This is a genomic window from Mycobacterium sp. E136, assembly GCF_001666865.1.
Classification (GTDB): Bacteria; Actinomycetota; Actinomycetes; order Mycobacteriales; family Mycobacteriaceae; genus Mycobacterium.
The window spans coordinates 1-24,742 of the sequence record NZ_LZJE01000381.1; the positions used below are offsets into that span (position 1 = coordinate 1).

26 protein-coding genes are annotated in these 24,742 nt (G+C 67.6%); 16 read left to right on the plus strand and 10 right to left on the minus strand.

Going from position 1 to position 24,742, the window contains the following annotated elements; all coding sequences use genetic code 11:
• Positions 1–151: 151 nt before the first annotated feature.
• Both A5698_RS25910 and A5698_RS25915 read right to left on the minus strand, forming a co-directional pair.
• Entirely contained in the window at positions 152–874 is a 723-nt protein-coding gene (locus A5698_RS25910) for a TIGR03089 family protein (protein ID WP_156670897.1), read from the minus strand.
• A 1-nt stretch (position 875) separates the two neighbouring features.
• Positions 876–2,345: an LCP family protein gene (locus A5698_RS25915; protein WP_067295138.1), complete on the minus strand. Its 1,470-nt coding sequence runs from the start codon at positions 2,343–2,345 to the stop codon at positions 876–878.
• A gap of 115 nt (positions 2,346–2,460) precedes the next feature.
• Between A5698_RS25915 and rfbD the strand changes: the two genes are divergently transcribed.
• The 3 genes from rfbD to manB are packed head-to-tail and all read left to right on the plus strand — an operon-like array spanning position 2,461 to position 5,276.
• Positions 2,461–3,297, plus strand: coding sequence for a dTDP-4-dehydrorhamnose reductase (gene rfbD / locus A5698_RS25920; protein ID WP_068302972.1), 837 nt, complete (start codon positions 2,461–2,463; stop codon positions 3,295–3,297).
• 18 nt (positions 3,298–3,315) lie between these two features.
• Positions 3,316–4,203 carry a glycosyltransferase family 2 protein gene (locus A5698_RS25925; protein ID WP_068302974.1) on the plus strand — a complete coding sequence of 296 codons (888 nt, stop codon included), beginning with the start codon at positions 3,316–3,318 and terminating at the stop codon, positions 4,201–4,203.
• Positions 4,200–5,276, plus strand: a complete 1,077-nt coding sequence (gene manB, locus A5698_RS25930; protein ID WP_067086807.1) for a mannose-1-phosphate guanylyltransferase — start codon at positions 4,200–4,202, stop codon at positions 5,274–5,276. Before A5698_RS25925 ends, manB begins: the two co-directional genes overlap by 4 nt.
• A gap of 51 nt (positions 5,277–5,327) precedes the next feature.
• On the opposite strand, the gene A5698_RS25935 is transcribed toward manB, so the two are convergent.
• Genes A5698_RS25935 through cofD form a run of 3 tightly spaced genes read right to left on the minus strand, consistent with a single transcriptional unit; the run spans position 5,328 to position 8,238 of the window.
• Positions 5,328–5,864, minus strand: coding sequence for an NUDIX hydrolase (locus tag A5698_RS25935; protein ID WP_068302978.1), 537 nt, complete (start codon positions 5,862–5,864; stop codon positions 5,328–5,330).
• Positions 5,861–7,222 (minus strand): coenzyme F420-0:L-glutamate ligase, encoded by a 1,362-nt coding sequence (locus A5698_RS25940; RefSeq protein WP_068302981.1) that lies wholly within the window; start codon positions 7,220–7,222, stop codon positions 5,861–5,863. Before A5698_RS25940 ends, A5698_RS25935 begins: the two co-directional genes overlap by 4 nt.
• Positions 7,219–8,238 carry a 2-phospho-L-lactate transferase gene (gene cofD / locus A5698_RS25945; protein ID WP_068302984.1) on the minus strand — a complete coding sequence of 340 codons (1,020 nt, stop codon included), beginning with the start codon at positions 8,236–8,238 and terminating at the stop codon, positions 7,219–7,221. Before cofD ends, A5698_RS25940 begins: the two co-directional genes overlap by 4 nt.
• Before the next feature lie 449 nt (positions 8,239–8,687).
• On the opposite strand from cofD, the gene A5698_RS25950 reads away from it, so the two are divergent.
• Entirely contained in the window at positions 8,688–8,948 is a 261-nt protein-coding gene (locus A5698_RS25950) for a WhiB family transcriptional regulator (protein ID WP_231967551.1), read from the plus strand.
• 9 nt (positions 8,949–8,957) lie between these two features.
• On the opposite strand, the gene A5698_RS25955 is transcribed toward A5698_RS25950, so the two are convergent.
• Positions 8,958–9,380 carry a metallopeptidase family protein gene (locus tag A5698_RS25955; protein ID WP_067295474.1) on the minus strand — a complete coding sequence of 141 codons (423 nt, stop codon included), beginning with the start codon at positions 9,378–9,380 and terminating at the stop codon, positions 8,958–8,960.
• Between the two features lie 157 nt (positions 9,381–9,537).
• Here A5698_RS25955 and A5698_RS25960 point away from each other — a divergent pair, with 157 nt between their 5' ends.
• The 4 genes from A5698_RS25960 (at position 9,538) to manA (ending at position 13,778) form a co-directional block, all read left to right on the plus strand.
• Positions 9,538–9,957: a DUF3499 domain-containing protein gene (locus tag A5698_RS25960; RefSeq protein ID WP_067086792.1), complete on the plus strand. Its 420-nt coding sequence runs from the start codon at positions 9,538–9,540 to the stop codon at positions 9,955–9,957.
• A gap of 71 nt (positions 9,958–10,028) precedes the next feature.
• On the plus strand, positions 10,029–11,453 hold the full coding sequence (locus tag A5698_RS25965) for a phosphomannomutase/phosphoglucomutase (protein WP_068302990.1): 1,425 nt from the start codon (positions 10,029–10,031) through the stop codon (positions 11,451–11,453).
• A complete protein-coding gene (locus tag A5698_RS25970; protein WP_068302993.1) occupies positions 11,450–12,547 on the plus strand; it encodes a TobH protein in 1,098 nt (365 codons plus the stop codon). The genes A5698_RS25965 and A5698_RS25970 overlap by 4 nt, the downstream gene beginning before the upstream one ends.
• Before the next feature lie 4 nt (positions 12,548–12,551).
• Positions 12,552–13,778 carry a mannose-6-phosphate isomerase, class I gene (gene manA / locus A5698_RS25975; RefSeq protein WP_067295164.1) on the plus strand — a complete coding sequence of 409 codons (1,227 nt, stop codon included), beginning with the start codon at positions 12,552–12,554 and terminating at the stop codon, positions 13,776–13,778.
• Positions 13,779–13,781: 3 nt separating this feature from the next.
• Here the strand turns inward: manA and A5698_RS25980 are convergent, their stop codons facing one another.
• Together A5698_RS25980 and A5698_RS25985 are read right to left on the minus strand one after the other, a co-directional pair.
• Complete coding sequence (locus A5698_RS25980) at positions 13,782–14,732, minus strand: DUF808 domain-containing protein (RefSeq protein WP_068302996.1); 951 nt, start codon at positions 14,730–14,732, stop codon at positions 13,782–13,784.
• A gap of 42 nt (positions 14,733–14,774) precedes the next feature.
• Entirely contained in the window at positions 14,775–16,139 is a 1,365-nt protein-coding gene (locus A5698_RS25985; protein ID WP_068302999.1) for an FAD-dependent oxidoreductase, read from the minus strand.
• Positions 16,140–16,194: 55 nt separating this feature from the next.
• On the opposite strand from A5698_RS25985, the gene A5698_RS25990 reads away from it, so the two are divergent.
• The 6 genes from A5698_RS25990 (at position 16,195) to ahcY (ending at position 21,724) form a co-directional block, all read left to right on the plus strand.
• Positions 16,195–17,664 (plus strand): amino acid permease, encoded by a 1,470-nt coding sequence (locus A5698_RS25990; RefSeq protein ID WP_068303002.1) that lies wholly within the window; start codon positions 16,195–16,197, stop codon positions 17,662–17,664.
• A gap of 174 nt (positions 17,665–17,838) precedes the next feature.
• Positions 17,839–19,053: an alkane 1-monooxygenase gene (locus A5698_RS25995; RefSeq protein ID WP_068303004.1), complete on the plus strand. Its 1,215-nt coding sequence runs from the start codon at positions 17,839–17,841 to the stop codon at positions 19,051–19,053.
• The gene (locus tag A5698_RS28265) at positions 19,050–19,217 is read left to right on the plus strand and encodes a rubredoxin (RefSeq protein WP_082963897.1); all 168 of its coding nucleotides are present in this window, start codon (positions 19,050–19,052) and stop codon (positions 19,215–19,217) included. Before A5698_RS25995 ends, A5698_RS28265 begins: the two co-directional genes overlap by 4 nt.
• 76 nt (positions 19,218–19,293) lie before the next feature.
• Positions 19,294–19,476 carry a rubredoxin gene (locus A5698_RS26000; protein ID WP_068303007.1) on the plus strand — a complete coding sequence of 61 codons (183 nt, stop codon included), beginning with the start codon at positions 19,294–19,296 and terminating at the stop codon, positions 19,474–19,476.
• Between the two features lie 17 nt (positions 19,477–19,493).
• Positions 19,494–20,120 (plus strand): TetR family transcriptional regulator AlkX, encoded by a 627-nt coding sequence (alkX, locus tag A5698_RS26005; RefSeq protein ID WP_068303009.1) that lies wholly within the window; start codon positions 19,494–19,496, stop codon positions 20,118–20,120.
• 146 nt (positions 20,121–20,266) lie between these two features.
• On the plus strand, positions 20,267–21,724 hold the full coding sequence (gene ahcY, locus A5698_RS26010; RefSeq protein ID WP_067086768.1) for an adenosylhomocysteinase: 1,458 nt from the start codon (positions 20,267–20,269) through the stop codon (positions 21,722–21,724).
• A 78-nt stretch (positions 21,725–21,802) separates the two neighbouring features.
• Here the strand turns inward: ahcY and A5698_RS26015 are convergent, their stop codons facing one another.
• Positions 21,803–22,489 (minus strand): DUF899 domain-containing protein, encoded by a 687-nt coding sequence (locus tag A5698_RS26015; protein ID WP_068303011.1) that lies wholly within the window; start codon positions 22,487–22,489, stop codon positions 21,803–21,805.
• A gap of 163 nt (positions 22,490–22,652) precedes the next feature.
• On the opposite strand from A5698_RS26015, the gene A5698_RS26020 reads away from it, so the two are divergent.
• A complete protein-coding gene (locus tag A5698_RS26020) occupies positions 22,653–23,930 on the plus strand; it encodes a lipase family protein (protein ID WP_068303018.1) in 1,278 nt (425 codons plus the stop codon).
• A gap of 1 nt (position 23,931) precedes the next feature.
• Here the strand turns inward: A5698_RS26020 and A5698_RS26025 are convergent, their stop codons facing one another.
• Complete coding sequence (locus A5698_RS26025) at positions 23,932–24,300, minus strand: heme-binding protein (protein WP_067086760.1); 369 nt, start codon at positions 24,298–24,300, stop codon at positions 23,932–23,934.
• 122 nt (positions 24,301–24,422) lie between these two features.
• On the opposite strand from A5698_RS26025, the gene A5698_RS26030 reads away from it, so the two are divergent.
• The coding region (locus A5698_RS26030; RefSeq protein WP_502688988.1) for a nucleoside/nucleotide kinase family protein at positions 24,423–24,742 on the plus strand (320 nt) is incomplete at its 3' end.

The following is a 24,742-nucleotide window of genomic DNA, read 5'->3' on the forward strand; positions in this document are numbered from 1 at the left end:
TGCCGCCACGCCCGCCGACAGCACGAGGAAACCGCGCCGGTCGATCACGCTCCTCAGCGTGGCACCGCGACCCCGCGAGCAGACGCAAAACTGCCTCATTTCGCCAAGAAATGGGCGTTTTTGCGTCTGCTGGCCGGAGAACGCGCGACGGTCAGCCCTTGGTGACCTTCTCCGTCGCCCTGCGCCGATCGGCCAGCGCGGGGTCGGGGTTGGCCACCTGCACCAGCGAGGCGCCGGCGGCGAAGACGCCCAACAGGTGCTCGACGAGTTCGTCGGCGGTATTCCAGCCGGCACTGGACAGCACGCGATCGGAGGCGGTAATCCCTTGCACGGCAGCAGCTTCAAGAGCCGCGGCGAGCACCTCGTCGACCCCGCGGCCGTTCAATGCGGGACCGGGGGAGCGCTCGGGCACGATCTGGTCGCCGTGGACCCGGACGGCGGTGGCGTAGTCGGTCACCCCGACCGGCAGGTCGGCCGCGGGCTTGCCGAACGGGTCCAGCGAGAGCACCGCAACCTCACCTATTCCGCTGCCCATCGCGACGATCTCGTCGGCCTCGGCCAAGCGATCCGCGGTGCACAGCGCGACGTCGGCGGGGCCGTCGGCACCGAGCACGACCTCGGCGCCGATCCACCAGATGCCGAAGTACACCGCGGCGCTCTGCCAGTGTGCGGGCAGCAGAACCGCGACGCGCGTCGACGGTCCGGCGCCCAACTCGTCGCGTAACAGGTTGGCGGTCTTGGCGGCCCAGTTCGCGAGCGTGGCGGTCGACAACTCGATGCGTTCGCCGGTGGCGTCGTCGTAATAGGTGATCCGCGGGCCCGCCGGGTCGGACGCCATGAGCGGGTCGAGGATCGCTCCGCTGAGCGTGGTCACGCTAGTTGATGCACGCGGGATCGTCGGACCCGGCGGTCAGGATCGGCGACGGCGGCGGCGGTGCGGTCTCGGTCGACCCGACGGTCACGGAGTCGGCGGCCAGCGTCGGAACGCTGCTCCCGTCCAAGCCGGAGCCCGGACCCGTGTAGTCGTCGGCGAGCACCACCCGCACGTTGCCGGGCGCCACCGACGGGTCCTCGACGATCGCCAATCCGCCCAGATCCTCCGAAACAGCCTGCGCGCCAAGGTCGTCGCTCTTGGGGGCGCGGACCTGGCTGTTGGCCACCGGATCGCCCTCGTGGTTGCCCGTGGGGCCGGGGGTGAAGCCCTTGTTGGTCAACACCTGCGACACCGAGGCGGCCAGGCCGTTGACTTCGGTGGCGTTGACCACCTCGACGGTGGTCTTGTCGGGCGAGTAGGCGATCTCCTCGGTCTTACCCTGATCCTGCTCGTGCAGCAGGCTTTCCACCCAGCTCTTGACCTCGCTGGGGTCGACCCGCACGACGCTCTGCATGCCGTCGTCGCTCCAGCCGTTCTCTTGCAGCACCGGAATGGTGGCGAACGCAACGTTGCCCGCGGCCAGCTTCTGCAGCTGCTCGGCGAATTCCATGACGTCCCAACCGTCGGACAGCACCACCGAGCGCTGGACCGCGTCCTGAAGTCGGTTCAAAGTGGACGGGCTCGACAGCGTCTTGCCCGAGATCACCTCGTGGGCAAGCGAAGCCATCACGGCTTGTTGGCGCGTCACCCGGTCGAGGTCGCCGCGCGGCAGGTCGTGTCGTTGGCGCACGAAGCTCAGCGCCTGCGGACCGTTCAGCTTCTGCCAGCCCGCCGGAAAATCGGCACCCGAAAGAGGTTCGTAGACCGCCTCTTTCAGACACACGTTGACGCCGCCGAGGGCTTCGGTGATCAACGCGAAGCCCAACAGGCCGACCTCGGCGTAGTGGTCGACCGTGACGCCGGTGAGGTTGGCGACGGTCTTGATCAGGGCTTCGCGGCCGGCCTCGGTCGCCTGCGGCTCGGCCTCGGCGGGGTCCATACCCTTTCCCTCGACGAGCTCGGTCATCTTCTCCAGATGTTCCGAGCCGTAGACGCCATTGATCTTCATCTTGCCGATACCTGGCGCCTCCACATACGAGTCGCGGGGAATCGAGATGGCGGTGGCGGACTTTCCGTTGTTGGGCACGCGGATCAAGATGATCGTGTCGGTGTTGGTCGACTCGTCGTCGCCCGCGCGCAGCGTGGCCAGCTCTTCCTGGGACAGGGGATTGCCGTGCGCGTCGGTGCGGCTGTCCAGCCCGACGAGCAGGATGTCGATCGCGCCGTCCTCACCGCCCTCGCCCAGCGCGATCGACGAGATGTGATTGATACCGGACTCGAACGAGCGGATCTTGCCCCACGCGACGCCGGTACCGACCACGATCGCCAAGGCCGCGGACACGGCGATGACACGAAGCATTCGACCGGGCATCAGCCCAGGCTACTGGGGAGACGGGCACAGAGCGGGTAGCGCGACTCGGCGTGCCAGACTCGTGACCGTGTCTTTTTCCGAGCCGGCCCGAATCGTGATCCCTGGCGCAGGCGGGATGGTGGGCCGTGTTCTCGCAGGTCAGGCCCGCGGGCAGGGTCGGGAGGTGCTCACTCTGACGTCGTCGGAACTCGACATCACCGACGCGGCGGCCGCCGAGCGTGTCATCGCCCCCGGGGACGTGGTGATCAACTGCGCCGCATTCACCCAGGTGGACGCCGCAGAGACCGAACCGGACCGGGCGTACGCCGTCAACGTGGCGGGGCCGGCCCACCTCGCGCGGGCGTGCGCGTCCGCCGGGGCGCGCCTGATCCACATCTCGACCGACTACGTGTTCTCGGGCACACTGCACCGCCCATATGAAATCGACGACGAGACAGGACCCGTGAACGTCTACGGCCGCACCAAACTCGAGGGTGAGAGGGCGGTGTTGGCCGCGTTGCCCGGTGCGCACGTCGTCCGCACCTCGTGGGTGTACGAAGGCGGTGAGGGAACCGATTTCGCAGCGGCCACGCGGCGCAAGGCCGCCGGTGACGACACGGTGGAGGCGGTGGCCGATCAGATGGCGTCCCCCACCTACGCCGGTGACCTCGCCGTGGCGCTGTTGGAGATCGCGGACGGCGCGATCCGCGAACCGGTGCTGCACGCCGCCAACGACGGTGAGGCGAGCCGCTACGACCAGGCACGGGCGGTGTTCGAGGCCGTCGGTGCCGACCCCGAGCGGGTGCGACCCGTCACCAGCGACGCCCGGCCGGCGCGGCGGCCGCCGTACTCCGCGCTCTCGGGTCGACGCTCCGCCGAGGCCGGGCTCACTCCGCTGCGACCGTGGCGCGAGGCGCTGCAGGATGCGCTGTCGAGGTTCGGGCGTGGCGGCCCGTTACCCTCGACGCCGTGAGTTCGGAACCGGTGCCGCATGAGTGACGAGTTGATCGTCGTCACGGTGACGTACTCACCCGGCCCGCACCTCGACCGGTTCCTGGCCTCGCTGTCTCACGCTACGGACCGGCCGGTGACCGTGGTGATGGCCGACAACGGTTCGACCGACGGGGCGCCCGAAGAGGCGCTCGCGCGCTATCCCAACGCCCGATTACTGCGTATGAGCGGCAATCTCGGTTACGGCAGCGCGATCAACCGCGCCGTCGCCGAGTACGTGAAGGACTCCGACAACAACGACTTCTTCGTGGTGGCCAACCCCGACGTGCAGTGGGGCCCGCGCAGCATCGACATCATGCTCGAAGCCGCCGGCCGGTGGCCGCACGCGGGATCGCTGGGGCCGCTGATCCGCGACCCCGACGGTTCGGTGTATCCCTCGGCGCGCCACCAGCCGAGCCTGGTGCGCGGTGGCATGCACGCGGTGGTGGGGCCGTTCTGGAAGTCGAACCCGTGGACAGCCGAGTACCGCCAAGAGCGTCAGGAGCCCAGCGAACGCCCGGTCGGCTGGCTGTCGGGATCGTGTCTGTTGCTGCGCCGGTCGGCGTACGAGGAGATCTCCGGCTTCGACGAGCGCTACTTCATGTACATGGAGGACGTCGACCTCGGGGATCGGCTGTCGCGGGCCGGCTGGCAGAACGTCTACGTCCCGTCGGCCGAGGTTTTGCACGCGAAGGGTCACGCGACCGGCAAGGACCCCGCGCGCAACTTGGCCGCCCATCACACCAGCACCTACACTTTCCTCGCGGATCGGTACCCCCGGTGGTGGCAGGGTCCGCTGCGGTGGACGATCCGGAGTTCGCTCGCCGCGCGCGCGGGCCTGGTGGTCCGCAACTCACGTCGCAGAGGGGTGAAAGGACGGCGCAAGTGAATCCTGCACAAGTGGACGCCGTCATCCTCGTCGGCGGTCTGGGGACCCGGCTTCGGCCATTGACCCTGTCCGCACCCAAGCCGATGCTGCCCACGGCCGGCCTGCCGTTCCTGACGCACCTGCTCTCGCGCATCGCCGAGGCCGGCATCGAACACGTTGTGCTCGGCACGTCGTACAAGGCCGCGGTGTTCGAGTCGGAGTTCGGCGACGGGTCGAAGTTCGGGCTGCAGATCGAGTACGTGGTCGAGACCGAACCGCTGGGCACCGGCGGCGGCATCGCCAACGTCACAGGCAAGCTGCGCCACGACACCGCGCTGGTGTTCAACGGCGACGTATTGTCCGGTGCCGACCTGCGCGCGCTGCTGGACCGCCACGAGAACAACGCCGCCGACGTGACGCTGCACCTGGTGCGCGTGGGCGACCCCCGGGCGTTCGGTTGTGTGCCAACCGACTCCGACGGCATGGTGACCGCGTTCCTGGAGAAGACCCAGGACCCGCCCACCGATCAGATCAACGCCGGCTGTTATGTGTTCAAGCGCGAGGTCATCGACCGCATACCCAAGGGCCGCGCGCTCTCGGTCGAACGCGAGGTGTTCCCGGGTCTGCTCTCGGACGGGCTCCGGGTGTGCGGTTACGTCGACTCCACCTACTGGCGTGACATGGGCACACCGGAGGACTTCGTGCGCGGCTCAGCCGATCTGGTGCGCGGTATCGCACCGTCACCCGCGCTCGGTGGGCATAGCGGCGAGAAACTGGTGCACGACGGCGCCGGCGTCGCGCCCGGTGCGCTACTGATCGGCGGCACCGTGGTCGGTCGCGGCGCCGAAATCGCCGGGGGCGCAAGGCTGGACGGCGCGGTGATCTTCGACGGCGCGCGGGTGGGCGCCGGGGCGGTGATCGAACGCTCGATCATCGGGTTCGGGGCCCGCATCGGTCCACGCGCGCTGATCCGCGACGGTGTGATCGGCGACGGCGCCGACATCGGTGCGCGGTGCGAACTGCTGCGCGGCGCGCGGGTGTGGCCGGGAGTGACGATCCCCGACGGCGGAATCCGGTTCTCGACCGACGTTTAGCAGCGATTTGGGTGCACTACCGATCGCCGAGCGACCGGTAGTGCACCGAAATCACCGATCGCGGGCGGCCGCCGCCAACTGGGTGAGGCCGAAATCGCAGTCGTCCGGCAGTGCGTCCAGCGGCCACCACCGCAGGTCCAAAGACTCGTCGCTGACCACGATCTCGGCGTCGGCGGGGGCGCGCACGATGAACTGCATGTCGAGGTGGCGGGTCGGCACCCCCAGCGAGCACGTGACGGGATGTACGTGCAACGCGGCCATCACCGGGTCGATCGTGAGGCCCTCGATGCCGGACTCCTCGGTGGCCTCCCGCAAGGCGGCGGCGACGACGTCGGAATCGGTTGGCTCACAATGCCCGCCGAGTTGCAGCCACCGTCCGAATCTCGGATGCAGGGTCAACAGCGCCCGTGTGCCGGTGTGGTCGAGCACCAGCGCCGATCCCGTCACGTGACCGGGTGCGCACTCGCGAAGACAGCCGTCGGCGCGGGCGGCCAGGAACGCCAGCACCGCATGTCGCAGAGTGTCCTGTGCGGGGTCCGGTGCGTGCCAACGGGTCAGCGTTGCGACGGCCGAAGCGTGCAGGCTCACTTGCGCACCAGCAGTCCGTCGGTCGGCACGGGAGTGCGCGGGCCGGGCGGTGTTTCATCCTCGGGATAGCCGATCGCGATCGCGCCCAACGGTTCCCAGTCGTCGGGCAGATCGAGTTCCTCACGGACGATGTCGGCGGCGAAGATCGTCGACCCGATCCAGCAGCTGCCGACGCCGCGGACGGCCAACGCCACCAGCAGCGCCTGCACCGCGGCGCCGACCGCGACTGTGAACATCGTGTGTTCGGCGGCGGTGCGGTCGGCGTCCGGATAGCTGTGCGCGCCGTCGGGCACCAGGAACGGGATGACGACTTCCGGTGCGTCGTAGAGGATCCGGCCGCGTTCGACGCGGCGTTCGACGACATCGGCGGGGCGCCCGTCAGCCGTGAGGTCGGCGCGCCACTTGTCCTTCATGCGGTCCAGCAATGCCGAGCGTCGGGTGCCGCCCTGTAACCACACGAACCGCACCGGCCGCGTATGGTGGGGAGCCGGCGCGGTGAGCGCTTCGCCGACAGCGGATTCGACGAGTTCCGGCGCCACCGGTTCGGCCGAGAACCGGCGTACCGACCGGCGCAACAGCTGCGCCTGGCTGCGGCCCAGCGCGATGGCCTCCTCGGTGCCGAGCCAGAACAGGTCTTCCCCGCCCGCCCGCACCAGACGGCGCGCGGTGGAACCGTCGTCGGGCAGCCGCAGCCCACGCACCACCGCGACCGGGATGTCGGTCAGCTTGCCCTTCACCAGATCCGCGGCCGCGGCGATCTCGTCGGCGACGGCGATCTCGGTGACGATCAGTTCGTTTCCGTGCCGGTCGACCGAACCGCCGTACCCGTGCAACACGGTCAGACCGGCGGCGCCGATGGCCACGTCGGTCTGCCCGTTGCGCCAAGCGCGACCCATTGTGTCGGTGACGACGACGCCGACCGTCACGCCCAGCCGTTCGCGCAACGCCGACTGCAGCGCCGCCGCGCTGGCGTCGGGATCGACCGGCAGCAGCGCGAGTTCCGCGGAGTCGACGTTCGAGCCGTCGACACCTGCGGCCGCCTGAACAAGACCGATCGCGTTCTCGGTGATCAGGGTGCGGCCCTTGCGTGCCAACACGCGCACCGCCTCGGCATCGATCAGCTTGCGCCGCAGCACGTCGCGTTGTTCGGGATCCATCGGCGCATCCACGATGCGGCCCTCACATTTCGACATCACCTTGCTGGTGACCACGAGGATGTCGTGGTCGCGCAGCCACGGTGCGGCCGCGGCGATCGATGCCGCGAGATCGTCACCGGGACGGAACTCGGGCAACCCCGAGACCGGCAGCAGTTCCACCGCGGCGGCGGTGCCGTGGTCACCGCGCGAAGGTTCGGTCATGGTTTCACGCCCGCCAGATCCATTCCCGCACAGACCATTTCACCGGTGGCGCCGGGATCGGTCATCAGCAGCGGCACCGCTCGGACGTCGACCCCTTCGATATCGGCGTGATCGCCCTCGTGCACCAACCAGCCATCGAGGATGCCGACCCCGGAGCGGGCGCCGTAGTGCCTGCCGACGGCTTCGGAGGTGCTCGGCACGCCGATCACCGACAGGCATTCGTCGGCCATGCCCCGCAACGGCTTTCCACCGATGATGGGGGAGTAGCCGATGACGGGCGCCGGGGTCGAGCGCAGTGCGCCTCGGATACCGGGCACCGCGAGGATCGCGCCGATGCTCACCACCGGGTTCGACGGTGCGATCAGGACGACATCGGCGGATTCGATCGCCTCCGCGACGCCGGGCCCCGCGGTGGCCTTGTCGGCGCCGACGAAAGCGAAGCTGTGGGTGGGCACTTTCGCGCGATAGCGCACCCACCACTCCTGGAAGTGGATCGCGCGTTTCTCGCCGGCGTACTCGCCGGGTCCGGGATCGGTGATGACGACGTGGGTTTCGCTGCGGTCGTCGCTGGCGGGCAGCAGCGTGGCCCCCGGTGCCCATCGCGTGCACAGCGCCTCGGTCACTTGCGACAGCGGATAACCGGCACGCAGCATCTGGCTGCGCACCAGATGTGTCGCCAGATCTCGGTCGCCGAGCCCGAACCAGTCCGGCTGTACTCCGTAGGCCGCGAGTTCCTCCTTGGCATGCCAGGTTTCGTTGCGATGCCCCCAGCCGCGTTCGGGGTCGATACCGCCGCCGAGGGTGTACATGCACGTGTCGAGGTCCGGGCAGATCCGCACGCCGAACATCCACGCGTCATCGCCCACATTGACCACTGCAGTCAGTTCATGCTCAGCAGTATCATCAGTCCCAGCAGCACCTTTCGCGCCAGCGAACTGACCGAGGCCCAAGAGCTGTTGCACGCCAAGCAGGAACCGGGCGCCACCGACGCCGCCGACCAGTACCGTGACCTTCACATCGACCGAGCGTAGGCCGTCCAATCGGATTGGGTACGGGCAGGAGTCGGCCCGGAACTGCGATGGATTCGGGTGTGATGGACACGCCGAGGTCACGACTCGCCGTAATTCGATCACGGAATGGTATGAATTCCTGTTCTAGAGCTTGACCAGGGCAGCTGACGCGTGTGTAATCACACCAGTGTCATTTCCCGGTAGGCCATCCGGTTCCGGTGCCGCAGACCGAGATTCGATCACTTGTTCGAATTGGAAGTGTCCTACAGATTCGTGGGGCGCTCATAGGGGATCAACGAGACCAGGTGAGGAGGCGGAAGATGTCTTTTGAGTACAGCGATCTCGATCGTTTGGCTCGGGTCGACGCCCGAGTCTTCAGCTCAGCAGACACAGCGCCGCACGCCCATTCGGAACCGGCACCGGTTGAGACGCCTCGGCGTCCGCAGTTGAGTCTGGTGCCCGATCCGATCGAAGTGGCGCCGGCACTGACACCCGAGGATGAGCTCTGGCAGGAGAAGGCGCTGTGCGCTCAAACCGACCCGGAGGCGTTCTTCCCGGAGAAGGGTGGCTCGACGCGCGAAGCCAAGCGGATCTGCCAGGGCTGCGAGGTGCGCGACGCGTGCCTGGAGTACGCCTTGGCGCATGACGAGCGCTTCGGCATCTGGGGCGGGCTGTCCGAGCGCGAGCGCCGCCGCCTCAAGCGCGGAATCATCTGAGCCGCGGGGTCAATCGTCGTCGATCGTCGGATCGATGACGGAGGGCTCGACGCCCAGAAAGGTGGCGACCTGAGCCACCAGGATTTCATGCAGAAGCTCTTCGAGTTCGACGGAATCCTTGGCCCGCCGCTCGATCGGTTTGCGGAACAGCACAATTCGCGCGCGTGTGGCGTTCCCCCTGACGTCCACGCCCGCCGGGATCAGCCGGGCCAGTGCGATCGGCCCGTCGGCGATCACCTCCGGCGGCCACTGCACACTGTCGGGATCCTTCGGCGCGATGCGCGGGATCTCGTCGACCGCCACATCCAGCGCCGCGAGCCGGTCCTGCCAACGCCGCTCGATCGGCTCGTAGGCCTCCAGCACCGCCATGTCGAACCTCTCGGCCCGACTGCGCCAGCCCGGCACCGTCGGGGGGAGTAACGGCCCGCGCATCTCGCGGCCCCGGCGCGAGCGCAGGTGTCCACGCTTGGCCACCGCTGGGGTGCTCCTTTCGTGCGGGATGAACTGGATCGTAACGGTTCGAGATCGGCCGTCCGCAGGCTGCGCGTGTCCGGCGGCAAGCGGAGTGCGGCCACGATAGCCTTCCGCTGTGAACGTTCCCCGTCGCTGTTGCCGGCCCGGGTGTCCGCACTATGCGGTCGCGACGCTGACATTCGTCTACGCCGACTCCACTGCGGTCGTCGGTCCCCTCGCGACGGTGGCCGAACCGCACTCTTGGGACCTGTGTGTCGTGCACGCCGGCCGCGTCACCGCCCCTCGCGGTTGGGAACTCGTGCGTCACGCTGGCCCGTTGCCTTCTCACCCCGACGAAGACGACCTGGTCGCGCTCGCGGATGCGGTCCGGGAGGGGCGTGATGTCGCTCCGCCGATCAACCGGGTGGCCACCGGGTTCTCCGACCCCGTCACCGGAACCCCGGGCGGTTCGCTGATGGCGCCGCCCGCCCGGCGACCGGAGTCGAACGGCCGCCGCCGAGGCCATCTGCGCGTACTGCCGGACCCCACGGACTAGACGGCCTGCACGTCTGCCCGGACGGTTAGGCTGGCGCCAGTAGTTGTCCGTGTCACAAGGAGTCCCTACCCGTGCGCTCTTCGCGCAAGCGCTCATCGCCGTCCCGGCCCGCCGCGGCGGTTCATCGCGTCATCAAGGCCTATGACGTGCGCGGCCTGGTCGGAACGGAACTCGACGAGCCGTTCGTCGCCGACGTCGGCGGCGCCTTCGCGCGCCTCGTCCGCGACGGCGCATCGCAAGTGGTCGTCGGCTACGACATGCGGGCCAGTTCGCCCGCACTGGCCGCGGCTTTCGCCGACGGGGTGACCGCGCAGGGCCTCGACGTGGTGCGGATCGGCCTCGCCTCGACCGACCAGTTGTACTTCGCGTCGGGCCTGCTGGACTGCCCAGGTGCGATGTTCACCGCCAGCCACAATCCGGCCGCCTACAACGGCATCAAGCTCTGCCGGGCCGGGGCCAAACCGGTGGGCAAGGACACCGGGCTGTCGACCATCGCCGACGAGGTGATCGCAGGTGTCCCCGGCTACGACGGCGCGCCCGGCACCCTCAGCGACCGCGACGTGCTGGCCGACTACGGCGAGTTTCTGCGCTCGCTGGTGAGCCTGGCCGACATGCGTCCGCTCAAGGTTGCCGTCGATGCGGGCAACGGCATGGCCGGCCACACCACCCCCGCGGTGCTGGGCCCGATCGCCCCGATCACGCTGGCGCCGCTGTACTTCGAACTCGACGGCACCTTTCCCAACCACGAGGCCAACCCCTTGGACCCGGCCAACCTGACCGATCTGCAGTCTCACGTCGTGCAGACCGGCGCCGACATCGGATTGGCCTTCGACGGCGACGCCGACCGGTGTTTCGTCGTCGACGAGAAGGGGCATCCGGTCTCGCCGTCAGCGGTGACCGCGTTGGTCGCCGCGCGGGAACTCGGCAGAGAGATCGGCGCCACGGTGATTCACAACCTGATCACCTCGCGGGCAGTGCCCGAACTGGTGACGGAGCGGGGCGGCACGCCCGTGCGCAGCCGCGTGGGCCACTCCTATATCAAGGCGCTGATGGCCGACACCGGAGCGATCTTCGGTGGCGAGCATTCGGCGCACTACTACTTCCGCGACTTCTGGGGCGCCGACTCCGGCATGCTCGCCGCGCTGCACGTGCTGGCCGCGCTCGGCGAACAAGACCGGCCGCTATCGGACATGATGGCCGACTACCAGCGCTACGAGGCGTCCGGCGAGATCAACTTCACGGTCACCGACGCCGAGCGATGTGTGGACGATGTGCTCAAGGCGTTCGGCACTCGGATCCATTCGATCGACCACCTCGACGGGGTGACCGTCGACCTGGGCGAGGGCACATGGTTCAACTTGCGGATGTCCAACACCGAGCCGTTGCTCCGGCTCAACGTGGAAGCCCGCAGCACCGACGAGGTCGACAAGATCGTCGGACAGGTCTCCGACACCGTGCGCGCGCGGGTGCCGTCGAATTCCGAGGTGGCGACGTGACTTCGGGTCCGTCCTCGGCCGCGACCATCGACCTCGACGACGTCGACGGCCTGCTCGGCGCCGACCGCGAGGGTCTGCTGCGCGCCGCCGCGATGGCCGGCGCACAGGTTCGCGCCACCTCCGCCGCGCTCGCGGAGGGCGAACTCGAATCGCTGCGCGCCGACGGGGCGCCCCGCACGGTGATCTGGGTTGCCGGGCGTGGCAACGCGGAGACGGCGGGATCGCTATTGGCGTCGGGCTGGGGGGCTTCGGTGGCCGCGCCCATCGTCGTCGCCGCAGAGGTGCCGCCGTGGATCGGTCCGCTCGACGTCCTCGTCGTCGCCGGCGACGACCCTGGCGATCCCGCGTTGGTGAACGCCGCCGCCACCGGAGTTCGACGCGGTGCCCGCGTGGCGGTCGTCGCACCGTACGAGGGGCCGCTGCGCGACGTCGCCGCGGGCAGGGCGGCGGTGCTGGCGCCGCGGATGTGGGTGCTCGACGAATTCGGATTCGTGCGCTACCTCGCCGCCGGCCTCGCGACGCTGGCCGTGGTCGATCCGACCATGCACGTCGACCTCGAGGCGCTGGCCGACGAACTCGACGCCGAGGCGCTTCGCAACAGCGCGAACCGCGAACTGTTCACCAACCCGGCCAAGACGCTGGCCGAGCGGATGGCGGACCGCGACGTGGTGCTGGCCGGCGACAGCGCGGCGACGCTGACGCTGGCTCGGCACTGTGCGGCGATTCTTCTGCGCATCGCCCAACGGGTGGTCGCCGCCGTGGGCTTCGGAGACGCGCTGGCCATGCTGAGAGCCGGTGCGTCGGTAGCGGATCGGGAGCGGTCGATCTTTCACGACGAACAGCTCGACGGTCCGCTTCCGCGCCGGATGCGGACGCTGGTGTTGACCACCGATGCGGAGCGGTCGTTCGTCGCGGCCCGGGCGGCGGATATGGACGACGTCGACGTGATCAGCGCGCAGGACGTACCGGAACTGCCGGAGGCAGCGGCGGTACCGGATGCGTCGACGGCGGCGGGCAGCCTGGAGCAACAACTGGCGATGCTCGCCGTCCGCTTGGAGATGACCGCCGTCTACCTGAAACTAGTTCGAGGTTAGCCAAGTGCACTTGCTACGCGGAGCGGTGCGGACCTATGCCTGGGGGTCCCGCACGGACATTGCCGAGTTCACTGGAAGGCCAAGTCCCACAGCGCATCCCGAGGCCGAACTGTGGTTCGGCGCCCATCCCGGTGACCCGGCCATGCTGGAGACCGCCGACGGGGAGCGCTCACTGCTCGACGCCCTGCACGATGATCCCGAGGGGCAGCTGGGCGCGGCGGTCTGTGCGCGCTTCGGCGATACGCTGCCGTTTCTGGTCAAGGTGTTGGCCGCCGACGAACCGTTGTCGCTGCAGGCGCATCCCAGCGCCGAGCAGGCGGTCGAGGGTTATGAACGCGAGAACAAGCTCGGCATCCCCGTCTCGGCGCCCAACCGCAACTACCGCGATCCCAGCCACAAACCCGAATTGATCGTCGCCGTACGCCCGTTCGAGGCGCTGGCCGGCTTCCGGCCCGTCGCGCGCACCATCGAGCTGATGCGGGCGCTGGAGGTCAGCGACCTCGATCCGTTCGTCAACCTGCTCTCGGGTCAACCGGACGGTGACGGGCTGCGCGCGTTGTTCACGACCTGGATCACCGCACCGCAACCAGACCTCGACGTCCTGGTGCCCGCCGTGATCGACGGTGCCATTCAGTATGTGCGTTCGGGCGCAAGCGAATTCGCCGCCGAGGCCAAGACGGTGCTCGAACTCGGCGAACGGTATCCCGGCGACGCCGGCGTGCTGGCTTCCCTGTTGCTCAACCGCATCACGTTGAAGCCCGGCGAGGGTATCTACCTCCCTGCGGGCAACCTGCACAACTACCTCAGCGGTGTGGGCGTCGAGGTGATGGCCAACTCCGACAACGTGTTACGTGGTGGGCTGACTCCCAAGCACGTCGACGTCCCGGAGTTGTTGCGCGTGCTCGACTTCACCCCCGCCGAGGACTTGGTGGTTTGCCCGGAGAAGGTCGAAGACGGTATCGAGTGGGTGTATCACACGCCGGCGCAGGAATTCTCGCTGTCGGTGCTGCACATCGAGGGTGAGCGCCTCGGCCACGAGATCGACGCGCCGACGCGCCACGACGGCCCGCAGCTTCTTCTCTGTGCCGAGGGCTCGACCGTCGTACACGCCAAGGGCGGCACCGTCACCCTGAACCGGGGGTCCGCGGCGTGGGTGCCCGCCGACGAGGGGCCGATTAGGCTCGCCGCGACGGAACCGACGAAGCTGTTCCGGGCGACGGTCGGTATCTAACGCTCAGTGCGCCGCGTCGTCCTTGCTGCGCTTGCCGAACGGCAGCACGTGCACCACCTCGAGGACGACCGCGCCTACCAGTAGCCCGACGACCGCCGACGCGGCGGTGTTGACCAGCCACGCCAGCACCCCGCCGATGCCGCCGACGGCATGGTGCACGCTCTCCTCGAGGTGGTGCACGAGGCTGTATGGCAGGTGCCAGCCCAGCTCGTCGGTCCCGATCAACAGGATGTGGCCGCCCACCCACAACATCGCGATCGTGCCGATCAACGACAGCGCCGCAAGCAATTTCGGCATTCCGGCCACCAGGCCGCGGCCGACCTTCTTCGCGAACTTCGAACTGCGCTGGGCCAGCCGAAGGCCGATGTCGTCCATCTTCACGATGCCGGCGACGACGCCGTACACCGCGATGGTGATGACGATGGCGACGAAGACCAGGATGATCAACCGCGGCCAGAACGACTGGTCGGCGACCTCGTTGAGCGCGATCACCATGATCTCCGCCGACAGGATGAAGTCGGTTCGGATGGCGCCGGTGACCATGAATTTCTCGGCGTCCGCGCCCGAACCGGCGACCGGCGCGGCGTGGTGGTCATGGCCCCGAATGCGGCCCCACACTTTCTCCGCGCCCTCGTAGCAGAGGTACGTGGCGCCGAGCATCAACAGCGGCGTCAGCAGCCACGGCACGAACTGGCTGAGCAGTAGCGCCGCGGGGAGGATGAAGACCAGCTTGTTGCGAAGCGATCCGATCGCGATGCGCTTGATGATCGGCAACTCGCGCTCTGCGGCCAGGCCGTGGACGTACTGCGGCGTCACGGCGGTGTCGTCGACGACGACGCCGGCGGCCTTGGCGGTCGCCCGTCCCGCGGCCGCGCCGATGTCGTCGACCGATGCGGCGGCCATCCTCGCCAGCACCGCGACATCGTCGAGAAGCCCGAACAGTCCTGCGCTCATCGCGTCCCCGTCATGGTGACGAAGCTACCGCTCGTCCGGATCTCAAGCCGTCTGCAGTACCCCGGACCGACGCCGGGCCGTGCGTTTCTCCGCCAGCCACAGCCGCAGGTTGTGCCCGATGGTGCGGCCGACCAGCTTCGGCGACGGGACCATGTAGAGGCTGTCGAGCAGGCTGAACCGGCGTAGAAACCATTCGGCGAGCACGGGATCGGTCTCTGCGGCGCCCAGGAACTGGTCGAACAGCCCACCGACCGGCTTGTACCACCACTTGGCCTCGCCAGTCGCGTTGTGCAGTGTCAGGTCACCGATGGTGGTCATCATCCAGACCGGCCACGTCGTCTTGGCCGTGGCCTTCGCGAGTCGTCCCGCCACGTCAGGGTCGCCGGACTGCAGTACGGCCCGCAGGTTGCTCGCCTGGATCGCCGTCATCGTCATGCCCTGGCCGAAGGTCGGGTTGAAGCTGACGACGGCGTCGCCGAACGGAATGATGCCCTCGGGGAAGCGTTCCAGGGCGTCGTAGCGGCGCCACCGACTGGTCGGATAGCGGTGGAACGCCATCTCGCCGAGCGGAGTGGCCTGTCGCAGCGCAGACGAGACGTGCGGCGGCAGGATCTCATCGGCCAGGGCGAGGATCTGCTCGACGGTCTGGGGCGGCGGCACCTTGCCGATGCCGAAGGTGGTGACGTTCCAATTGCCGTCCTCGTAGAACAGCATCCCGATGCCGAGCGGCTGGGTCCGCGAGGCGCCCGCGACCACGACCTTTTCGGCCAGTAGACCGGCGGGAACGTGGAACTGATGGCTGGCGTACGCGATACCGACGTCGACGGTCTCCTCCGCGGGACGTTCGAAGCCCCACTTCTCCAGCCATGCGGGCAGCCGCGTGCCCCGACCGGTGGCGTCGACGACCAGATCGGCGTCGACGGCCTCGCCGCTGTCGAGCAGCACGCCCGTTACCCGTCCCGCGTCGTAGACGGGTTCGGTGACGGCGGCGTGCACGATGTCGACGTTGGCGATGCCCTTCACCCGCTTGCGGATCTGCCATTCCAGTTGCGGGCGGCTCGGCACGTAGGCGGTGAACTCGTCGCGCAGCCGATGGGCCGTGCCGAGCACATGCCCGGCCGCGCCGAAGTAGATGCAGTCAGGCCGGTTCTCCAGAATCGGCACGCCGTCGGCGACCATGTCGGCCAGCAACCCCGGGAAGTGGCTTTCGAACTCCTCTGCGCCGCGGGCCATCAACAGGTGAACGTGGCGGCCCTGGGGCACCGCGGCGCGGTTGGTGGGGTCTTCGGGCAGGTCGTCGCGCTCGTAGACGGTGACCCGGTCGCTGACGTCGGAGAGCACCCGGGCCGCGCACATCCCCGCGAGACTTCCCCCGATGACAGCTACGTGTTTATAACTCCGCCCCATTGGGTGCACGGTACTCGGTAGATTGCGCGAACGGACCCAACCAGGAGGACCTGCGATGGCTCGGCGGACGAAGTCGGTGGAGCAGTCCATCGCCGACACCGATGAACCCGACACCCGCCTGCGCAAAGACCTGAACTGGTGGGACCTCACCGTGTTCGGGGTGTCGGTGGTGATCGGCGCGGGCATCTTCACCATCACCGCCTCGACAGCCGGCAACCTCACCGGCCCGGCGATATCGATCTCGTTCGTGCTGGCCGCGATCGCCTGCGGGTTGGCGGCGCTGTGCTACGCCGAATTCGCCTCGACGGTGCCGGTCGCCGGCAGCGCATACACGTTCTCCTACGCGACGTTCGGGGAGTTCGTCGCCTGGGTCATCGGATGGGACCTGATCCTCGAGTTCGCGGTCGCGTCGGCCGTCGTCGCGAAAGGGTGGTCGAGTTACCTCGGCGAGGTATTCAACTTCGGCGGCGGAACGGCGGAATTCGGTTGGTTGCAACTGGATTGGGGCGCCCTGCTGATCATCGCGTTCGTCACCGTGATCCTCGCCATCGGCACCAAGCTCTCGGCCGGGGTCAGCCTGGCGATCACCGTGATAAAGGTGGGGGTGGTGCTGCTGGTCGTCGCGGTCGGCGCGTTCTACATCAAGGCCTCCAACTACTCGCCGTTCCTCCCGCCCGCGGAATCGGGTGAGGGCGGACGGGGCACTGACCAGTCGCTGCTGTCCCTGATCACCGGCGCCGAAGGCAGCAGCTACGGGTGGTACGGCCTGCTGGCCGGCGCCTCGATCGTGTTCTTCGCGTTCATCGGGTTTGACGTCGTGGCCACCACCGCGGAGGAGACCAAGAACCCGCAGCGCGACGTCTCCCGGGGCATCCTGGCCTCGCTCGCGATCGTGACGGTGCTCTACGTCGCGGTGTCGGTCGTCCTGACCGGCATGGTGCGTTACACCGAGTTGCGCGCGGCGGGGGAGAAGGCCAACCTCGCAACGGCGTTCAGCGCCAACGGAATCGACTGGGCGGCGAAGGTGATCTCGATCGGCGCGCTGGCCGGCCTGACCACGGTGGTGATCGTGTTGGTGCTCGGGCAGACGCGGGTGTTCTTCGCGATGTCACGCGACGGGTTGTTGCCCCGCTCGCTGGCCAAGACCGGTCGCCACGGAACGCCGGTGCGCATCACGTTGATCGTCGGCGTGGTCGTCGCGATCACCGCCTCGGTGTTCCCGATCGACAAGCTCGAGGAGATGGTCAACATCGGCACGCTGTTCGCGTTCGTGCTGGTGTCCGCCGGCGTGATCGTGCTGCGACGCTCGCGGCCCGACCTGGAGCGCGGGTTCCGGGTGCCCGGCGTGCCGTGGCTGCCGATCGCCTCGATCGTCGCCTGCGTCTGGCTGATGCTGAACCTCACCGCGCTGACGTGGATCCGCTTCCTCATCTGGATGGCGATCGGCGTCGCGCTCTACTTCGTCTACGGCCGCCGCCATTCGGTGCTGGGCCGCCGCGAACGCGAATCCATCACCACCGCCTAGTAACCCCGCTGCCGAGCGCGCAGCCTTGTACAGATTTCGGGTCCGAAACCGTACAAGGGTGCGCGCTCGCGGCCGTCGGGCTTTACAAAAGATAGCTCTGTGTCTAGACAACCGACAAATGGTCTCCTATAGTCAAGCTCAGACACGACAGCACTCACTTCAGGAGGCTCGGCAGTGACCACGCAGACATCGGATCTCGACGCCATCGAATGGCGTGACAAGAAGCGCTACCTGTGGCTGATGGGCTTGATCGCGCCGACGGCGCTGTTCGTGATGCTGCCGCTGGTGTGGGCTTTGAACCAGTGGGGTTGGCACGCCGCGGCGCAGGTGCCGTTCTGGATCGGGCCGATCCTGCTGTACATCGTGCTGCCGGCGCTGGACCTGAAGTTCGGCCCGGACGGGCAGAACCCGCCCGACGAGGTGATGGAGCGACTCGAAAACGACAAGTACTACCGCTATTGCACCTACGCCTACATCCCGTTCCAGTACGCCAGCGTGATCGTCGGCGCCTACCTGTTCACCGCATCGGATCTGAGTTGGCTCGGCTTCGACGGTGGATTGGGCTGGCCGGCCAAGATCGGCCTGGCGCTCTCGGTCGGTCTGCTCGGCGGGGTCGGGATCAACACCGCCCACGAGATGGGGCACAAGAAGGACTCGCTCGAGCGGTGGCTGGCCAAGATCACGTTGGCGCAGACGTGCTACGGCCACTTCTACATCGAGCACAACCGCGGCCACCACGTCCGCGTCGCCACGCCCGAGGACCCGGCGTCGGCCCGCTTCGGCGAGACTTTTTGGGAGTTCTTGCCGCGCAGCGTGTTCGGGTCGCTGAAGTCGGCGTGGGAGCTGGAAGCCAAGCGACTCGAGCGGGCGGGCAAGAGCAGGTGGCACCGGAGCAACGACGTCCTCAACGCCTGGGCGATGTCGATCGTGTTCTACGGCGCGCTGATCGCGGTGTTCGGATGGGCGTTGCTCCCCTACATCGTCATCTCGGCGTTGTTCGGCTTCACGTTGCTCGAGACCGTGAACTACCTCGAACACTACGGTCTGCTGCGGCAAAAAACCGAGAGCGGCCGCTACGAGCGTTGCGCGCCGGTGCACAGCTGGAACTCCGATCACGTCGTGACCAACCTGTTCCTGTATCACCTGCAGCGACACAGCGATCACCACGCCAACCCGACCCGCCGCTACCAGACGCTGCGCAGCATGGAGGGCGCGCCGAACCTGCCGAGCGGCTACGCGTCGATGATCGCGCTGACGTACGTCCCGGCGCTGTGGCGCCGGGTGATGGACCACCGGGTGCTCGACCACTACGACGGTGACATCACCCGCGTGAACGTGCACCCCCGCGTGCGCGACAAGGTGCTGGCCCGCCACGGGGTGCTCGCGTGAACGCCTACCGCTGCCCGGGCTGTGACTACGTCTACGACGAAACGAAAGGGGCTCCGCGGGAAGGCTTTCCGGCCGGAACGCAATGGAGCGACATTCCCGAAGACTGGAGCTGCCCCGATTGCGCTGTGCGCGAGAAGGTCGACTTCGAACCCCTTACCCGTTGACTCTGCGCCCACGGCGCGGAAGTGCGAGTGATCCTCGCCGTGAGCGCAGAGTCAACTGAAGAAAGAAGAAGGTGAAGTGATGGACTACAAACTGTTCGTCTGCGTGCAGTGCGGATTCGAGTACGACGAGGAGAAGGGCTGGCCGGAGGACGGTATCGCCCCCGGCACGCGTTGGGACGATATCCCCGACGACTGGAGCTGCCCGGACTGCGGCGCGGCCAAGTCCGACTTCGAGATGGTCGAGGTCGCCCGTCCGTGACGACTAGTCTCGCGCGTGTGAACAGCCCGCGCCGGACCGCGCAGCGCATCCCCTACGCCGAAGCGTCGAGGGCGTTGCTGCGCGATTCCATTCTCGACGGGATGCGCGAACTGCTGCTCACCCGCGACTGGTCGGCGATCACCCTGTCCGACGTCGCCAAGGCCGCCGGCATCAGCCGCCAGACCATCTACAACGAATTCGGCTCGCGCCAGGGTTTGGCCCAGGCGTACGCGATGCGGTTGGCCGACCGGCTGGTCGACCAGATCGACGACGCCATCGAAGGCAACGTCGGCGACGTCTTCGCGGCGTTCAGCCAGGGCTTCCGCGACTTCTTCACCGAGTCCGCCGCCGACCCGCTGGTGATCTCACTGCTGACCGGTGAGGCCAAACCGGACCTGTTACAGCTCATCACCACCGACAGCGGGCCGATCATCACCCATTGCAGCCAGCGGCTGACGCAGACGTTCATCGACAGCTGGGTGAAGGCCAGCGACGAGGACGCCGGCGTGCTGGCCAGGGCCATCGTCCGGCTGGCGATGAGCTATGTCTCGATGCCGCCCGAAGCCGACCATGATGTGGCACGTGACCTGGCCCGATTGATGACACCGTTCGCCGAACGCTACGGTGTTATCGATATTCCTTAGCTGTCAGAGCGCCACGGCTGGTTCAACCGCACGCGCCTGTCCCGCGAGCCCGCAGGCTATGGATGTCTACTCAGATGTCGCCGTGCGCACATCTGTGCGCTCATAGGCACTGCTCATAGGCAATGACGAACGAAAAGGGGCTCTACATGACTGAGCTGAAAGCCGACTCCCGCAACGGGATCGACTACAAGGTCGCCGACCTGTCTCTCGCTGACTACGGCCGCAAGGAGATCCGCCTGGCCGAGCACGAGATGCCCGGCTTGATGGCGCTGCGCGAGGAGTACCACGACGTGCAGCCGCTCAAGGGCGCGCGTATCTCGGGCTCGCTGCACATGACCGTGCAGACAGCGGTGCTGATCGAAACGCTGGTGGCGCTCGGCGCCGAGGTTCGATGGGCGTCGTGCAACATCTTCTCCACCCAGGACCACGCGGCCGCGGCCGTCGTCGTCGGCCCGCACGGCACGCCGGAGGAGCCCAAGGGCACCCCGGTCTTCGCGTGGAAGGGCGAGACGCTCGAGGAGTACTGGTGGGCCGCCGAGGAGATGCTCACCTGGGAGGGCGAACCGGCGAACATGATCCTCGACGACGGCGGCGACGCCACGATGATGGTGTTGCGCGGCGCGCAGTACGAGAAGCAGGGCGTGGTCCCGCCGGCCGAGGACGACGATCCGGCGGAGTGGAAGGTCTTTCTCGGCGTGCTGCGCAAGCGCTTCGAGACCGACAAGAACAAGTGGACCAAGATCGCGGAGTCGGTCAAGGGCGTCACCGAGGAGACGACGACGGGCGTGCTGCGCCTGTACCAGTTCGAGGCCGCCGGTGAGCTGCCGTTCCCGGCGATCAACGTCAACGACTCGGTCACCAAGAGCAAGTTCGACAACAAGTACGGCACCCGGCACTCGCTGATCGACGGCATCAACCGCGGCACCGACGTCCTGATCGGCGGCAAGAAGGTGCTGATCTGCGGCTACGGCGACGTCGGCAAGGGCTGCGCGGAATCGCTGGCCGGGCAGGGCGCGCGCGTCGCGGTCACCGAGATCGACCCGATCAACGCGCTTCAGGCGCTGATGGACGGGTTCGACGTGGTGACCGTCGAGGACGGGATCGGCGAGGCCGACATCGTCATCACCGCGACGGGCAACAAGGACATCATCACGCTCGATCACATGCGGGCGATGAAGGACCAGGCGATCCTGGGCAACATCGGCCACTTCGACAACGAGATCGACATGGCCGCCCTGGAGCGTTCGGGCGCGAAGAAGCTCAACATCAAGCCGCAGGTCGACCAGTGGATCTTCGACGACGGTAAGTCGATCGTGGTGCTGTCCGAGGGGCGTCTGCTCAACCTGGGCAACGCGACGGGCCACCCGTCGTTCGTGATGAGCAACAGCTTCTCCAACCAGGTCATCGCGCAGATCGAGCTGTGGACCAAGAACGACGAGTACGACAACGCGGTCTACCGGTTGGCCAAGCATCTCGACGAGAAGGTTGCGCGCATCCACGTCGAGGCACTCGGCGGCCAGCTGACCAAGCTCAGCAAGGAGCAGGCGGAGTACATCGGCGTCGACGTCGAGGGCCCGTACAAGCCGGAGCACTACCGCTACTGATCACGTCCTCACCGAAGCTGCGGGGAGATCGCGATCCTTTCGAATTCTGCGATCTCCCCGCAGTTGCGCGTCTGAACCCTATGCCGGGTACTCGTCGCGTTTGCGCGGCCAGTCGGAGAAATCCTCGCCGCGGCCTTTGGGCGCGCGATCGAGCAGCTGCCAGGTGGCGTTGAGTGCCTCGGTGCCGCGGTCGTAGGTCGAGTAAGTGTGGTACACCACGCCGTCCTCCAGGGCGAAGCAACTGAGCGCCATCAGCTCCATGACGTCGAGCATGCTGCCGCTGCCCTTGCCGAAGTCGCGACGCGGCGTCGGAACATGCATATAGCCGAAGAAGTCGGCGTCGAAATCGCTGCCGCCTGAGGACACCCACTCGATATCCCAGCCCATCCGCTGCTTGTAGGCGCTGAGCACCAGAAGCGGGGAGCGTGACGACAAGATGAACGTCACGTCCCTGTGCGCCAGGTGCGGTACCGCGCCGACCAGGTTGTCGGTCTCGAAGGTGCAGCCCGGGCAGCCCTCCGGCGTGTTCGGCCCGTGCATGAAATGCCGCACGATCAACTGTGATCGGCCGTCGAACAGTTCGGCCAGTGTGCGCCGCCCGGACGTGGTGTCGAACTCGTACGGCTTGTCGACCCGCACCCATGGCAGCGCCTGCCGCTGCCTGGCGAGCTCGGCGGCCCTGCGGGTCAGCTCCTTCTCCTGGGCCAGCTGTTGTTCGTACGCCGCGCGCCACTGTTCGCGCGTTCCGACCGGATGTGTCGTCATGCGTCTGCCTCCTGGTAGCGAATGGGTTCGGCGAAACAGACTCGCGTCGACGCTCGAACTCATCGGGTTCACGACGTGTTGAGGCGGAAACGGGCCTCATGGAACCAGTTTCGTTGCTAACGTCCGACCGGTGGGCCGCATCCTCGGAATCGCGATCGCCCTCATGATCTCCGTTGTGGGGATTTCGCCACCCGCATCCGCCGACGATCCGACCATCGACGATCACAACCCCATCTTCAACGAGGACGAATACCAGGCGTTCTACACGCCACCGGACCCGTTGCCGCCGGGCAAGCCCGGCGACCTGATCCGCACGGAGCCGTCGCGCCTGGTGCTCGAACCGTCCGGCGAACTCGGCATGATCATGGCCGAAGGCACGCGAATCATGTACCGCAGCAACGACGCTCGGGGCAATCCGGACGTCGTCACCGGTACGTACTTCGAACCGCACGCGCCGTGGCCGTTCGGCGGGCCACGCCCTCTGATCGTCTACGGTCCCGGCACCCAGGGCCAGGGCGACCAGTGCGCGCCGTCGCGGCAGTTCAACCAGGGCATCCACTGGTCGCCGTATCTCGACATCGCGTTCAACTACGAGGAGTTGTTCGTCGCGACGATGGTCGCGCGCGGGTTCGCGATCGTCATGACCGATTACGAGGGCCTGGGTACGCCCGGCTTACACACTTATGCGAACCGAGTTTCCCAGGGACATGCGATGCTCGACGCCGCCCGCGCCGCGAAGAACCTGCCCGATACCTCGCTGACGCCGGACGGTCCGCTGGCGTTCTGGGGCTACTCGCAAGGCGGCGGCGCCGCGGCGTCGGCAGCCGAGATGGCCGAGTCGTACGCCCCGGAACTCAACGTGGTCGGCTCTTATGCCGGTGCGCCGCCCGCCGACCTGAAGGCGCTGTTCCCGTTCATCGACGGCAGCATGCTGATCGGCGCCGTGGGTTATGCGCTGAACGGCGTGATCGCGGCATACCCCGAACACGAGGCGGCCATCCGGGCGACGCTGACCCCGCGCGGCACCGACCTCCTCTACAAGGTGCAGGACCAGTGCGTCGCCGAGACGCTGACCAAGTTCATGTTCCGGCACCTGCAGCCGTACTTCAATCAGGACATTTTTCATCTCGTCGAACAGGAGCCGTTCACGTCGCTGTTCGATGAGCAGAAGCTGGGTCGCATGAAACCCAATGCGCCCGTTCTGATCAACGCCAACCGATATGACCCGCTGGTCCCGTGGGCCCCTGCGATGCAGATGGGCCGCGACTGGTGTGCGCAGGGCGCCGACGTCGAGGCGCGCACCAACGAACAGCCGCCGTTCCTCAACAAGGCGATGGTCAACCACGGCCTGCCAATGCTGGTCGACGGCGAACCCGCCATGCATTGGATTGCCGACCGGTTCAAGGGCGTGCCGACGGCGTCGAACTGCGGACGCTTCTGAGTCAGGGCACGGCCGTTGCGCCGCAGTGGTTCTTCAGATCGACGAGCGGCTGGCGGATCCCGGCCATCTCGGCGCTTTCCTGCGGATGGTCGGCCATGTAGGTCGTCACGCGCGCGGCGACCTGCTCACGCGAGAGACCCCGTAGCGTGCTCATGTACGAGTTCAGGTCGGGATGGGTGAACAGGTACGCCGACGTCGACGCGTCGACGCCGGCGCGCACGCCTTCGAGATCGGCGGTGGAGCAATTCGCCGGTCCCGCATCGGAATTCGTGTCGGCCTGGGCGAGCGGGGCGATTAGCAGCGCTGCGGCTCCGGCCGCCCCGACGAGGGTGGCCAGTGAAAGGGGGACTGACCTGCGGATGTTGGGCATTGCGGTGACTCCCTGGACGGTTTGCGTTGTTTGCCAGTCTGTTGCCGTCGCGCTCGACCCGCACGCCGTCCCAAGCGGTTACACAGGAACTCCGAAGGGAGCGGCAAGCTAGTCTCACAGCCGTGCTGATGGTCATCGAAGGCGTCGACGGCGCGGGCAAACGCACGCTGACCAACGGGCTGCGAACCGCGTTCGAGACCAATGGCAGGACGGTGGCCAGCCTGGCGTTTCCCCGCTACGGCCAGTCCGTGGAGGCCGACGTGGCCGCCGAGGCGCTGCACGGTTCGCACGGCGACCTGGCCGACTCGGTCTACGCGATGGCCGTCCTGTTCGCGCTCGACCGTGCGCGCGCCAAGGCCGAGGTCAAACGCCTGCAGACCGCCTACGACGTCGTCATCCTCGACCGCTACGTCGCGTCCAACGCCGCCTACAGCGCCGCGCG

Excerpts from the sequence above, each read along its gene's own strand:
- A5698_RS25915 (WP_067295138.1), bottom strand. The coding sequence starts at position 2,345 with ATGCCCGGTCGAATGCTTCGTGTCATCGCCGTGTCCGCGGCCTTGGCG.
- rfbD (WP_068302972.1), top strand. The coding sequence starts at position 2,461 with ATGGTGGGCCGTGTTCTCGCAGGTCAGGCCCGCGGGCAGGGTCGGGAG.
- A5698_RS25925 (WP_068302974.1), top strand. The coding sequence starts at position 3,316 with ATGAGTGACGAGTTGATCGTCGTCACGGTGACGTACTCACCCGGCCCG.
- A5698_RS25940 (WP_068302981.1), bottom strand. The coding sequence starts at position 7,222 with ATGACCGAACCTTCGCGCGGTGACCACGGCACCGCCGCCGCGGTGGAA.
- A5698_RS25955 (WP_067295474.1), bottom strand. The coding sequence starts at position 9,380 with ATGCGCGGGCCGTTACTCCCCCCGACGGTGCCGGGCTGGCGCAGTCGG.
- A5698_RS25980 (WP_068302996.1), bottom strand. The coding sequence starts at position 14,732 with ATGAGCGCAGGACTGTTCGGGCTTCTCGACGATGTCGCGGTGCTGGCG.
- A5698_RS25985 (WP_068302999.1), bottom strand. The coding sequence starts at position 16,139 with ATGGGGCGGAGTTATAAACACGTAGCTGTCATCGGGGGAAGTCTCGCG.
- A5698_RS25990 (WP_068303002.1), top strand. The coding sequence starts at position 16,195 with ATGGCTCGGCGGACGAAGTCGGTGGAGCAGTCCATCGCCGACACCGAT.
- ahcY (WP_067086768.1), top strand. The coding sequence starts at position 20,267 with ATGACTGAGCTGAAAGCCGACTCCCGCAACGGGATCGACTACAAGGTC.
- A5698_RS26015 (WP_068303011.1), bottom strand. The coding sequence starts at position 22,489 with ATGACGACACATCCGGTCGGAACGCGCGAACAGTGGCGCGCGGCGTAC.
- A5698_RS26020 (WP_068303018.1), top strand. The coding sequence starts at position 22,653 with ATGATCTCCGTTGTGGGGATTTCGCCACCCGCATCCGCCGACGATCCG.
- A5698_RS26025 (WP_067086760.1), bottom strand. The coding sequence starts at position 24,300 with ATGCCCAACATCCGCAGGTCAGTCCCCCTTTCACTGGCCACCCTCGTC.